The sequence below is a fragment of the Ruegeria sp. AN11 genome (assembly GCF_056536005.1).
In genome coordinates this window covers 3,102,505-3,115,019 of the sequence record NZ_JBQFJD010000001.1, presented here as the reverse complement: position 1 = coordinate 3,115,019, position 12,515 = coordinate 3,102,505, and the positions used below count along the sequence as shown (strand labels likewise).

Here is a 12,515-nt window from a genome sequence, read left to right as displayed (position 1 = left end):
CACCTCTGGCCCCGGCAATGAAGCTGTCTTAAGACATGACGCCAAGAGGAACCACCATGTCACATATTACACTGGTTCGTCACGGACAGGCCAACACCTCTGCGCGTGATGAAAAAGACTATGACAAGCTCAGCGAGCTGGGCCATCAGCAGGCGCGGTGGCTTGGGGGGTACCTCAAGGATACGCATACGCATCACACGCGGGCGTATTGTGGCACCCTGACCCGGCATGTGGAGACCGCTGCCAGTATGGGTCTCCTCAACCCGGTGCGCGACGCGCGGCTGAACGAGATTGAATATTTCACAATCGCAAAGCTGTTCGAGGAACAGCATGGCGTGGCCGTCCCAATCGACCGGGAAGGTTTTGTCGAACACCTGCCCCGAACCTTTGCGGCCTGGGCAAGCGGCGATATCCGCAACACACCAGAGACCTTCGCTGAATTCGAAGCCCGGGTTTCGGCGGCATTGCGGGATATCGGAACCGAGGGTGGCCCGGCCATCGTTGTCACCTCGGGCGGACTGATTTCCATGGTCGTGCGGCAGGCGATGGGGCTGGACATACCTTCCATGGCTCGCGTGGCTCTTGCCATCATGAACACGTCCATGCATCGTCTGCATCCGATCGGCCCGCAGCTCAGTACGGTTCTGTTCAATGCCGTGCCACATCTGGAAGCGCCCGACCGGCAGTTTGCCCAGACCCATCTGTAAGGAAACCGGAGGCCATCTGATGCAACTCTACTACGCGCCCCGCACCATATCGGTCGCCGTCGCCATCGCGCTGGAGGAAGCGGGTTTGGAATACGAGGCCATACGTCTGGATTTTGCAGAAGCCGAGCAGACCAAACCGGCCTACAAGCAGATCAACCCCAAAGGACGCGTGCCGGCATTGGCCGTTGACGGCGGCATTCTGACCGAAACAGGCGCGCTGCTGGACTACATCGCTGCCAAAGCGCCCGAAGCCGGGCTGGTGCCTGACGACCCGATCATGGCGGCCCGTATGCGCGAAGTGATGTACTATCTGGCCTCAACGATGCATGTGAACCACGCGCACAAGCTGCGCGGGCCACGTTGGGCAGACAAGAAAGCCAGCTGGAAGGATATGAAGGACAAGGTACCGCAGACGATGACCGCGTCCTGCGACTATATCTCGTCGAACGGTCTGCGCGGACCATTTGTGCTGGGCGAGGCGTTCTCGGTGGCTGATGCATATCTTTTTGTCGTCTGCAGCTGGCTTGAGGGCGACGGCGTGGACGTCTCGGCCTTTTCCAAGATTGTCGCCTTCCGCGAGGCGATGGAAGCACGCGCATCGGTTCAGGCGGTGCGCGCCACCGGAATGCTCTGACAAAAGGACAACGAATGACACATCTCTGGGTCCGGGCAGAACAGCGCCCGAACGAAGAACGGGTCGGCCTGACCCCCGAAGGCGCCGCCGCGCTGCTTGCCGCAGGCATCCGCGTGACGGTCGAGGAAAGCCATGTCCGTGCGATCCCGATCGACGGCTACAAGGACGCCGGGTGTGAGATCGCGGCCGAGAATTCATGGCCCGACGCCCCGCGGGACGCGATCATCTTCGGCCTCAAGGAACTGCCCGAGGATGGCACGCTCCTGCGGCATCGACACATCATGTTCGGCCACGCCTTTAAGGGCCAGCATTCTGGCCGCGCGCTGCTGGAGCGGTTCAAGACCGGTGGCGGCACGCTTTATGACCTGGAATACCTGGTCGACGAAAACGACCGCCGGGTTGCGGCTTTCGGGTACTGGGCCGGGTACGCAGGCGCGGCGGTGACGCTGAAGACGTGGGCCGCACAGCAGCGCAATGAGGTATGTCCGCCCGTGGGTGTTTATCCCAGCAAAGATGCGCTGAACGCGGAGCTTCTGGCCGAACTGGACGCGACCGGCACCGACCGCCCCCGCGCCATTGTCATCGGTGCCTTGGGCCGCGTTGGCACAGGCGCGGCTGATCTGTGCGAAGCCATGGGCGTTACTGTTACCAAATGGGACATGGCCGAAACCGCCAGCGGCGGGCCCTTTCCGGAAATTCTCGACCATGACCTGTTCCTGAACTGCATCTTCGCCCGCCCCGGTACGCCCGTCTTCGTCCCGCGTGAGGCATTGACCGCAACTCGCAAGCTGACCGCCATCGGTGACGTGGCTTGCGACCCGGACAGCGACTACAACCCGGTTCCGGTCTATGACCGGGCCACCACCTGGGACGTCCCCGCCCTGCGCGTAGCAAGTGATCCGGTGATGGATGTAATGGCCATCGACAACCTGCCGTCGATGCTGCCGGTTGAAAGTTCCGAAGACTACGCGGCGCAACTGCTGCCCTCTCTGCTGACCCTGACCGATCTGGAAAGTGGTGTTTGGGGCCGGGCAGAAGCAACTTACAAAACACATATCGAAGGGATCTGAGCGATGACGATTCACTGGTGTGGCACCGGCCTATCGGCCATTCCCGGCCTGCGCCGCCTGTTCGAGGGCGGGCACAAGATCACTGTCTGGAACCGGACCATCGAAAAAGCCAAAGCCGAGGTCGGAGACCTGACGGATGACATCCGCGCTTTCGACATCGACGCAATTGGTGCGGTACTGGAAAAGGGCGACGTGATCGTGTCCATGCTGCCGGGCGACTGGCATGTGCCGCTGGCGGAGCTGGCGATTTCGAAAGGGGCGAATTTTGTCTCGTCGTCTTATATCGCGCCCGAAATGCGCGCGCTGGACGGAAAGGCACGCGAGGCCGGCGTGGTACTGGTCAACGAGGTCGGACTGGACCCGGGTATCGACCACCTGATGGCACATGCACTGGTCGATGAGTACCGCGCATCGGACGCGTTCGATCCGCAGAACCACCTGAGCTTCATCTCGTATTGCGGCGGTATCCCGAAGAACCCCAACCCGTTCCGGTACAAGTTCAGTTGGTCGCCGTTGGGTGTGCTCAAGGCGCTGCGCTCGCCCTCGAAATCGATCCGCGATTACGCCCCGCTGGATGTCGCCCGTCCATGGGATGCGATCAGCAGCTATATCGCGCCGCTGCCAGCGCCGGAAAGCTTTGAGGTTTACCCGAACCGCGACTCGATCCCGTTCATGGCGCAGTATCATTTCGAGGATCACTGGCCGGTCAAGGAATTCGTCCGCGGTACTCTGCGTCTGAACGGCTGGGCGGATGCCTGGTCGGACGTGTTCCACGAAATCGAAACCCTGACCGGACCGGAAGGCGATGCGCGGCTGAAAGAGATGTCCGATCAGTTCTGGGAAGAAAACGCCTATGACGACGGCGAACCCGACCGCGTGGTTCTGTGCGTCGGCCTGAAGGCCGAAAAAGACGGGGCCGAGGTCTGGCACAAAACCTACGTCATGGACGCCTGGGGCGATGAACGCGGCACTGCCATGGCCCGTCTGGTATCGATCCCGGTCTCATTGGCCGTCGAAGCCGTCCTGAACCGCGCCATTCCCGCTGGCGTTCATGCGGCGCCCAGCGATCCCAAGCTGGTGGCGGCGTGGATGGGCGAAATCGACACGCTGGCGCAACATTTGCAGATTGTGGATCACACAAGCTGAGCTTTTTCTCAGCGCGCAAGAAGACAGCCGCATCGGCGTGACGATGCGGCTGTTACGACATACCGCTTTCAGATGTAAAGCTGGATCGTTTCATCAAGGTCAGACCGATTGATTCCAAGCTCGGACAGCTGGTTATCGGACAGACGATTCAGCTCCTGAGCGGCCCGCACAATATCAGACCGAACAGCACGGATTTGCATGGCCCGGTCAAAAAGCAGCAATGCGCTGGCAATGGGGCGCTCCTGGTGTACTCCAATAGTATCTAACATCGTTTTGTTCCTTGAATTGCAGACAAAGATCGGTCCGTGTCGGGACGAACCAGCCTAGCGACGCAGTTCCACCGGCGACTGACCATAGACGCTTTGATAGGCGGATCGTGCGATCCGATGGCGCGGGATGCCAATGTCGTCCAATTGTCGGTCAGTCATTTTTTCCAGCGTTTGCATCGACTCAGCGACCTGCCGGCGACGCGCAAACTCATCCCTGAGCGCGCGGCATTCTGAACTCAGACCGGCAAAGAAGCTGCGCTGCGGTCTGGCTGTGTGTACATGTGCCATCGCCTTCTCCTTCTCATCCGAACAACGTTTCTGGTCACAGTTCTGATAAAGGAGCGGAGTGTTAACGATGTCAAAACACCGGATTAATCCGAATTAATGTTCGGCTTGCGGGTGTTCGAAATCCAAAGTTAGGATCAGACGACTCTGGCCCTGTTCGATGGTTCAGGCCAATGGAGCCTACATCAGGTCATTCTCGACATCCTCGGCCGAAATCCCCAGCGCATCCAGCCCGTTTTCCAGGTGATCCGACAAGTGCGGCGTGCCGATCAGGTAGTCGGCGCAGGGGGTCGAGGCCTCGGACTTTGCGGTTGCGATGGCTTCGGCCAGATCTTCGGCAAAAAAGCTCTCGCGGCCGATCCACATGATCGCCACCAGCTCGGCCTGCTCGTCTTCGCTCATGCGGTCGACGAAAGCGCGCAGCTCTGCTTCGGCACGCCCAAGTTCGCGCCCCATCATTGCCACCTGGGCAACCTTTCTGGCCGAAATTTCCAGCATGTCCCATCTCCTTATGTTCGCGGGTTTCAGGCTATCACAATCACGACGCAACGGCCGCGTCTTTGATCTTACGCAAACGTCGCCTAGTCTGAGGGAATCTTACATGCGGGGGCGCGACACCGGTTGCTCTGGCACCGGTGCGGTTCGAAAGGGTCGGAACGTGGCCTTCTTGATCCACAGCTTCAAAGCCTGCCACAGGATCAGGGCAAATCCCCGGCGCGCCCCAAAGGGGCGACGGACAAGCGCCGTCAGGATAGAGCGGTTGGTTAACGGTGCCCGCAACCCGGTCAGGGTTGCCACCAATCCGCCATCCTTCCGGGAATAGTCGATCATGACGCCAACTCGGTCCGGTCGGAAGTCAAACCGGAAGCTGTACGTCCCTTCAATCTTCTGAAACGGAGAAACATGCATCTTCTTGTCCGCCACTATTCGATCTTCGGGCTGGATCGGCGACAGGTCGGGCTTGTGGCAAACATAGCTGTGACGCGTGCCATAGGTATTGGTCACTTCGGCGATCACTGCGAAAAGTTGCGCGTCGGGGTCAAGGCAAAGCCAGAAGCTGACCGGGTTGAACACGTGCCCTAGTACGCGCGGTTGCGTCAGCAGCAAGATTCGAGACGGCGAGGGCAAGCCCATCTCCTCAAGCCTGCTGCGCAGCCAGTTCACGCCCTGCCCTTCACCTGGGCTGCCACCATGATCGCGGTCGCGCCAGTTCATCAGGTTGGCACGCCGAAACGAGAACAGATATGGTGTTTTCGGCAGGTTTTCGGGGTCGAACAGAATGAAATCGACCGAATACCGAAACGCGTTCTCAATCGCACCTTTCCGGCTGTGATAGGTGTGTCCCGCGATATGGTCGATTTTGTTCATGCGGCTACGGGTTCCTGTCAGTCTGCCAATAATACAGTGTCTGCAAACTTAATGCGCTGATTTCAGTTTTGTTACGGCCAGATAGGCAAATCGGATCAAAAAATGCAGGGCTAAATGATCCGGCTTTGGCGCTGCCACGTAATGTGGTTATGTTTACCGAGATCGACACCGCGACGCTCGACGATCCTGCGCCCCCAAGTGGCGCGGGCCAGCCTTGGGTCGCAAAGAAACGCATCAAGGGTAAACAATTGAACGGAACGCAAAAGAAGTGCGGTGTCAGGTCCGAATGGGTTGATCACGTCAAGCGCATCCGTGACACGCAGGATCAGGCGGCTTTTGCCGAGCTGTTCCGGCATTTTGCACCACGTATCAAGGCGTTCCTGATCAAGTCCGGTGCCGATGGCACCACCGCTGAAGAATGCGCGCAGGAGGTGATGGCAACGTTGTGGCACAAGGCGCATCTGTTCGATCCGACCCGCGCCACTGTGGCAACCTGGGTGTTCACGATTGCAAGGAACAAGCGGATCGACATCCTGCGCAAACAACGCCGCCCCGAACCCGAGGATCTGGGCTGGGGACCCGAAGCCGAACCAGATCAAACCGAGGTTGTTGCCCTGCAACAGGAAACCGACAAATTGCGGATTGCGATGAAGGCTCTGCCCGAAGCGCAGCGCCAACTGATCGAAAAAGCGTATTTCGGCGATCTGAGTCACCGCGAAATCGCGTCGGAAACCGGATTGCCGCTGGGAACAATCAAATCACGAATTAGACTGGCGCTGGATCGCCTGCGCCATGCGATGAACTGAGAAAACGATGACAGAAGCAATTAAACATCACCTGACCGACGACCTGCTGATGGCCTATGCAGCAGGTACGCTGCCCGAAGCATTCGATCTGATGGTCGCGACACATTTGTCACTGTGCGACCGCTGCCGGGCTGCGGCTGAAAGCTACAACATCATTGGTGGTGAGCTTTTGCAGGATCAGGCCGAGATGCCCGCAATGGGCGAGGATTCGCTGGCGGCGACCATGGCCTTGATTTCCCAGGGCGCGCCGACGCCCAAGCCCGCACGGCCAGCCTGTTCCGTTCTGCCCGCGCCCTTGCAGGATTACGTCGGTGGCGATGTGAACGCGATCCGCTGGAGGCCGATTGGCATGGGCGTCAAGCAAGCGATTCTGCCGACGACACGCGAGTCAACGGCCCGGTTGCTGTTTATCCCTGCAGGGTCTGCCGTACCGGATCACAGCCACCATGGAACAGAACTGACCATGGTGTTGCAGGGCGCGTTTTCGGATGAGGTCGACCACTTTGCGCGTGGTGATGTCGAAATCGCCGATCAAGACCTGCATCACATGCCGGTGGCCGACATCTCGGCCGACTGCATCTGTCTGGCGGTGACGGACGCGCCCCTGAAATTCACCAAACTGATGCCGCGCCTGTTCCAGCCATTCCTGCGGATCTGACCCGCGCGATCAGGCCTCGGTTTTGCCCAAGGGCACCACGTTGGCGTGATCGTCCGGGGACAGTTCCTCAAAATCGAAATTGTCCAGCCGTTGTGCCCGACGTCCCGCCTTTTCGGCGCTGATCTTGATGTCCGAGATATCTTTGGCGGCCTGCCCGAAATGCCGGTCCAGATTGGCCACGCGATCGCCCAGCCTTTCGACATCCTTGTGCAGCATGCCCAACTCCCGGCGGATCGCGCCAGCCTGTTCGCGCATCCGGGCGTCCTTGAGGATCGCGCGCATCGTGTTCAGCGTTGCCATGCAGGTCGTGGGTGAAACGATCCAGACACGTGCCGCGAACCCTTCGCGGACCACTTCGGGCAGGCGCGCGTGCAATTCGGCATAGATGGCTTCGGACGGAACAAACATAAGCGCACCGTCGGCTGTTTCACCGTCCAGAATGTACTTCTCGGAAATAGTCCTGATGTGCACCTTAACCGCCGCACCAAAGGCCTTCAGGCATCTGTCCACTTCGACTCGTGTCTGAGCAGCGGCCAGCGCTTCGAAATCTTCCAGCGGAAACTTTGCGTCGATCACGATGGGGCCGGGCGGGTTGGGCAGGTGGATCAGGCAATCCGCCCGTTTGCCATTCGAAAGGGTGGCCTGCAACGAATAGCTGTCGGTCGGCAGCGCCTTGGACACGATGTCGTTCAGCTGGATTTCCCCGAACATCCCGCGCCGCTGTTTGTTGGAAAGAATATCCTGCAAGGACAGCACATCCCCTGACAACTTGGTGATGTTGTCCTGCGCTTTGTCGATGGCGGCCAGCCTTTCCTGCAATTGGGTCAGCGAGGTCGCGGTCTGTTTCGACGACCCGTGCAGCGATTCCTTCATCCGTTCCTGCATCTCGGCCAGGGCGCGGGCCGATTTCATCGCGTTGTCCGCCAGCCGGTCGTTCATCTGCTGCTGGACCGAAGACAGGCGCGCCTCGACCGTCTGGATCACCTGAACCTGCGCATTGGCCTGCGTGTCCGACACGTGCTGCAGCCCGCCACGCAGCTGCTCCTGCCCTTGCCCCAACTGCTGCACATGCTGGCCCAGATGCGCCATCTGCCGCGCCAGCGGTTCCGCCATCCGGGCTGAGCGGTTGGCCGCCCGCAGCGACAGGAACAACAGCAGCAAGATCAGCGCAACCACTCCACCCACGATCAGAATCAATGGGTCGTTCAACGCGTATTGGGTACCTGCAATCTCGATCATGCTGCCTCGGATGTTCTTGTTTTATTCCCCTTAGCCTGTCTTGGGCGCAGGATCAACTGCGCCCGAACAGGCGTTCGATATCGCTCAGCTTCAATTCGACATAGGTGGGTCGACCGTGGTTGCACTGGCCGGAATGTGGAGTGGCCTCCATCTCGCGCAGCAGAGCATTCATTTCTTCGGCCCGCATCCGACGGCCTGACCGGACGGAACCATGGCAGGCCACCCGGCTGAGGATCGCCTCGATCCGCGCCTGTACCTTCTGGCTTTCGCCCTGATCGGTCAGCTCATCCAGGATATCCAGGATCATCGCCCTGGCATCGACCTCACCAAGAATGGCCGGGGTTTCGCGAACGGCGATTGCACCGCCTCCAAAGGGTTCGATGGTCAGGCCAAGGCGGGACAGATCTTCGGCCACCGCCATCAGACGCGAACAATCCCCTTCGGACATTTCAACGATTTCGGGGATCAGCAAGGCCTGCGCGGCAACGCCATTTGCGGCCATCTGGTTTTTCAGCTTTTCATAGACCAGCCGTTCATGCGCTGCGTGCTGATCAACGATCACCATGCCATCGGCGGTCTGGGCAATGATGTAATTCTCATGCACCTGCCCGCGCGCGGCACCCAGCGGCAGGTCCTGTGCAGGCGGTTCTTCCACCGTCGCAATCGCGGACGCCAAAGGCGCCGCGTCAACGATGCTTCCGCTGTAGTCGTTTGCCAGTTCGGCAAAGCCCGGGGCCTGCGCCCGGTAGGCCGCCTGGCGCGCGGCTGGTGAAGGGCGGTCCATCTGGTAGACCCGCGCCGGCGCCGGATGCGCCGGTTCCGGCCGCATCGCACCCAAAGTGGCATTGGCCACGGTCGAGGACGCCCGGTGCCCGGCATCGGCCAGCGCATGACGCAGGGCAGACACGATCAACCCGCGCGCCAGACCCGGGTCACGGAACCGCACTTCGGATTTGGCGGGATGTACGTTCACATCCACAAGCGTCGGATCACAATCGATGAACAGGGCTGCTGCCGGATGGCGGTCTCGGCTGAGGAAATCGAAATAGGCTGCCAGCAACGCGCCGGTCAGCATCTTGTCGCGAACGGGTCGCCCGTTCACGAACAGGTACTGCGCCACCGCTGCCCCCCGGGAATAGGTCGGCAACGCGGCGTAACCGTAAAGCCGGATGCCCTCGCGCGTGGCATCGATCTGCAACGCGTTCTCGGCAAACTCGCGCCCGATCACGCGGGCCAGACGGGCGTGCAAGGCGTCAAACAGATCGCCGTTCTCGCGGTCGGCGCGGAAGGTCACACGCCCCTCTCCCCCGCCCGAGACGTCGCGCAGGACGAAAGTGATCGAGGGCTCGGCCATGGCCAGACGTTTGACCGTGTCGTTGATCGCCTGTGCCTCGGCCCGGTCGGTGCGCATGAACTTCAGGCGCGCGGGTGTGGCAAAGAACAAGTCGCGCAGCTCGACCACGGTGCCTGCGCGCAGAGCCGCCGGTTTAACCGGCTCTATCTTCCCGCCCGACACATGCACTTGTGCCGCATCCGCCCCTGGCACGCGGCTTGTGATGGTCAGGCGGCCAACGGCACCCAACGACGGCAGCGCCTCACCCCGGAAGCCGAAGGTGTGGATGTTCAGCAGATCCGTCCCATCGATCTTTGACGTCGCATGGCGGGACAAGGCCAGCGGCAAATCCTCGGGCGCGATGCCGCAGCCATCGTCTGTGACTCGAATCAGCGTCTTGCCGCCATCGGCGATATCTATGGCGATCCGCGTCGCCCCCGCATCAATGGCGTTTTCGACCAGTTCCTTAACCGCCGAGGCAGGGCGCTCCACCACTTCACCCGCAGCGATACGATTTATCGCCGCGTCGTCAAGTTGACGGATTTTGGGGCGATTTTCGCCGATATTGGGGTATGCCTGCGCCATACCACCAGACCTAGCACAATCACGAGCGATTCTGCCACCGATTTGAAACCTGTATTTCGGGAAACGAGGGGGCGTTCGGACAATTGCATCGCGCCGGTCTGATAGCGGCGTCATGATCACAATTGCCCGAACGTTCTTTGGTGAGTGGTGGTCGTTCGAAGTTCAATTGACCCGTCCCTAGCACGGGACCTGATGAATTTCGCGTTAACTCTGAATGCGCATTCACTTGGGCAGGTTTTAGCCGAGACGTTACGTCAACGTTTGGCGGGAAAGCGCCGCTTCAGGCAGCCGCAGGCGCCCCGGCACGGGTCCGGCACGGGCCGAATACGGCGGCCAACGCCAGTATCAGACCCGACATGGTCGCAATCATCCCTGCCGCGCTGACCGCATCCGCACCGCCCAGCCACAGTGGCCCGTACCCGGCCAGTATGTAGCCTGAAACGGCGGACAGTACGGCGAAGAGAACACTCCATACGATCTGGGTTTCCAGCCGGTTTGTCATCATCCGCGCCGCGGCAGGCGGGCAGATGAACATCGCGATCACGATGATTGACCCCACTGCGTCAAACGCCGCAACCGCTGCGACCGCCGCCACGATCACAAGCGCCATACCCAAGGCACCCGTTCGTATGCCCATCGTGCGCGCGAACCCCTCGTCGAAGGTCGAGATCTTGAGCGGTCGCCAGAACAGCCAGGTGAACAGAACCACACCGGCCAGCGTCAGGGCGATGCGCGGCAGTTCCGGCGGCAGGCCTGCCAGCGCCGCGGCGTCCAGCACCGAGGCCCAGCCCGTGGCGTCCAGCCAGATCAGGCTTTCCAGGTTGCCGTAAAGCGCATGCTCGACGTCCAGATGCACGGTCGAGGTGTCGGTCTGTTCCAGCAACAGCACACCGGCGGCGAACATGGTGGTGAAGACCACGCCCATCGCTGCGCCAGGCTCGATCTGACCAAGACGCCGTATCGCCTCGATCATCACCACGGCGACAACCGCAGCACCCGCTGCGCCCAGCATCATCGGCCAAGTCGAAATCGCTCCGGTCAGCAGAAAGGCCACAACGATACCGGGCAGCACGACATGGCTGATGGCATCCCCGATCAGCGCCTGCTTGCGCAGCACAAGAAAGTTGCCGGGCAGGGCGCATGCAATCGCCGCAAACGTTCCGATCAGCAATGGCGTCAGGGACAGCGGGACGAATTCTTCACCGCTCATGGCGTGACCTCCTGCGGGCCACCGATGCGGCGGTCGATTTCAGTGATCTGATCGCGGGTCAAAACAGATTCGATGTCGCGCAACCCGTCATAAAGTGCCGCCGTTGCCTCATGCGCCTGATCGGCGCGCACGATCTCCCACCGTTTTTCATCGCGCAGGGCTTTGGCGGCGCGCGCCTTGCCCGCCTCAGTCGCCACGCCATCGGCACGCACAAGGCCGGCCCGGCGCAGCAACCGCAAGGTCAACGGCTCGTATATCTTCTGCCCCTGCGCCATCGCCAGCAAGCCCTGACGGATATGAACGCGACGCTGGAACCTCAGGTGGCGCAAAATCGCGGCCAGAACGCCGCGAACCGGCGCAAAAAGCAGCGACAGGGCAAAAAAGCCAAAGCTGACCAGCACGATGATCGGCCCTGTCGGCAGATTGGGGGCCGATGCTGAAATCCCAGCACCCAGATACCCAGCCATCCCACCGGTCAACCCGGCCAGCAGGACGACCCGGTCCGACCGGTCGGACCAGAACCGCGCAGTCACGGGCGGGATGATCAGCAGGGCGACGATCAGGATCAGCCCAACGATTTTCAGGCCCACAACCGTGACGGCCATGACCAGCCCCATCATGGCCAGATCGACCCGGTGCACCGGCACGCCTCGGGCGGCCGCGTATTCCGGGTCAAAGGCCACTATCATCATGGGGCGGCGTATAATCATCACCAGCAGCAGCGTAACCGCCCCGCCCATGGCGATGATCAGTGCGTCAGCCCAAAGCATCCCTGCGGTCGAGCCCAGCAGGAACCCCTCCAACCCGGCCTGACGGCCTACACCCATGGTCTGGATCACGGTCAGCAGCACGATCCCCATCCCGAAGAACACGGACAGGACGGCGCCGATGGCGGCATCCTCGGCCAGACGGGTGTGCCGCGTCAGCCAGTTCATGCACAGCAGACCCACCCATGCAGACACAGCGGAGCCCGCCAGCAGGCCAATCAGGTTGCGCCCGTCGCCGCCCAGCGCAACCAGCACCATGAAGGCCAGGCACACGCCCGGAAGGGTCGCATGGCTGATCGCATCGCTTACCAACGCGCGTTTGCGCAGAAACAAGAAGGTTCCAGCCACACCGGCGGACACACCCAGCAAGCTGGCACCGATGGCGACCAGCGTGGCGTTATAGCCAAGCTGCAGGGTCAGGGCGTCCCAAAGCATGAT

The 12,515-nt window shown here is 61.0% G+C and carries 14 protein-coding genes; 6 read left to right on the top strand and 8 right to left on the bottom strand.

From position 1 onward, the window contains the following. Positions 1-56 precede the first annotated feature (56 nt). The 4 genes from ACR3EQ_RS15360 to ACR3EQ_RS15345 are packed head-to-tail and all read left to right on the top strand — an operon-like array spanning position 57 to position 3,557. Positions 57-707 carry a histidine phosphatase family protein gene (locus ACR3EQ_RS15360; protein ID WP_170613131.1) on the top strand — a complete coding sequence of 217 codons (651 nt, stop codon included), beginning with the start codon at positions 57-59 and terminating at the stop codon, positions 705-707. Between the two features lie 19 nt (positions 708-726). Next, positions 727-1,341 carry a glutathione S-transferase family protein gene (locus ACR3EQ_RS15355; protein WP_170613129.1) on the top strand — a complete coding sequence of 205 codons (615 nt, stop codon included), beginning with the start codon at positions 727-729 and terminating at the stop codon, positions 1,339-1,341. A 14-nt stretch (positions 1,342-1,355) separates the two neighbouring features. Beyond that, the gene (locus ACR3EQ_RS15350; protein WP_170613127.1) at positions 1,356-2,411 is read left to right on the top strand and encodes a saccharopine dehydrogenase; all 1,056 of its coding nucleotides are present in this window, start codon (positions 1,356-1,358) and stop codon (positions 2,409-2,411) included. Positions 2,412-2,414: 3 nt separating this feature from the next. Next, a complete protein-coding gene (locus ACR3EQ_RS15345) occupies positions 2,415-3,557 on the top strand; it encodes a saccharopine dehydrogenase family protein (protein ID WP_480491129.1) in 1,143 nt (380 codons plus the stop codon). A gap of 68 nt (positions 3,558-3,625) precedes the next feature. Here ACR3EQ_RS15345 and ACR3EQ_RS15340 read toward each other — a convergent pair whose 3' ends face one another. From ACR3EQ_RS15340 to ACR3EQ_RS15325, 4 genes are all read right to left on the bottom strand, one after another. Beyond that, positions 3,626-3,826: a DUF1127 domain-containing protein gene (locus tag ACR3EQ_RS15340; RefSeq protein ID WP_170613123.1), complete on the bottom strand. Its 201-nt coding sequence runs from the start codon at positions 3,824-3,826 to the stop codon at positions 3,626-3,628. 54 nt (positions 3,827-3,880) lie between these two features. After that, entirely contained in the window at positions 3,881-4,114 is a 234-nt protein-coding gene (locus tag ACR3EQ_RS15335; protein ID WP_170613121.1) for a YjiS-like domain-containing protein, read from the bottom strand. A gap of 177 nt (positions 4,115-4,291) precedes the next feature. Beyond that, positions 4,292-4,609 carry a DUF3775 domain-containing protein gene (locus ACR3EQ_RS15330; protein WP_170613119.1) on the bottom strand — a complete coding sequence of 106 codons (318 nt, stop codon included), beginning with the start codon at positions 4,607-4,609 and terminating at the stop codon, positions 4,292-4,294. A 99-nt stretch (positions 4,610-4,708) separates the two neighbouring features. Continuing rightward, entirely contained in the window at positions 4,709-5,479 is a 771-nt protein-coding gene (locus ACR3EQ_RS15325) for a DUF1365 domain-containing protein (RefSeq protein WP_170613117.1), read from the bottom strand. Positions 5,480-5,628: 149 nt separating this feature from the next. On the opposite strand from ACR3EQ_RS15325, the gene ACR3EQ_RS15320 reads away from it, so the two are divergent. After that, on the top strand, positions 5,629-6,285 hold the full coding sequence (locus tag ACR3EQ_RS15320) for a sigma-70 family RNA polymerase sigma factor (protein WP_480491794.1): 657 nt from the start codon (positions 5,629-5,631) through the stop codon (positions 6,283-6,285). A 7-nt stretch (positions 6,286-6,292) separates the two neighbouring features. Continuing rightward, on the top strand, positions 6,293-6,943 hold the full coding sequence (locus ACR3EQ_RS15315; RefSeq protein WP_480491125.1) for a ChrR family anti-sigma-E factor: 651 nt from the start codon (positions 6,293-6,295) through the stop codon (positions 6,941-6,943). Positions 6,944-6,952: 9 nt separating this feature from the next. On the opposite strand, the gene ACR3EQ_RS15310 is transcribed toward ACR3EQ_RS15315, so the two are convergent. The 4 genes from ACR3EQ_RS15310 to ACR3EQ_RS15295 form a co-directional block, all read right to left on the bottom strand. Then, positions 6,953-8,182, bottom strand: a complete 1,230-nt coding sequence (locus ACR3EQ_RS15310) for a DNA recombination protein RmuC (RefSeq protein ID WP_480491123.1) — start codon at positions 8,180-8,182, stop codon at positions 6,953-6,955. A gap of 52 nt (positions 8,183-8,234) precedes the next feature. Continuing rightward, positions 8,235-10,100, bottom strand: coding sequence for a DNA mismatch repair endonuclease MutL (gene mutL / locus ACR3EQ_RS15305; protein ID WP_480491121.1), 1,866 nt, complete (start codon positions 10,098-10,100; stop codon positions 8,235-8,237). A gap of 280 nt (positions 10,101-10,380) precedes the next feature. Beyond that, on the bottom strand, positions 10,381-11,310 hold the full coding sequence (locus ACR3EQ_RS15300) for a metal ABC transporter permease (protein WP_480491119.1): 930 nt from the start codon (positions 11,308-11,310) through the stop codon (positions 10,381-10,383). Then, a complete protein-coding gene (locus ACR3EQ_RS15295) occupies positions 11,307-12,512 on the bottom strand; it encodes a metal ABC transporter permease (protein WP_480491117.1) in 1,206 nt (401 codons plus the stop codon). Before ACR3EQ_RS15295 ends, ACR3EQ_RS15300 begins: the two co-directional genes overlap by 4 nt. Positions 12,513-12,515: the final 3 nt, after the last annotated feature.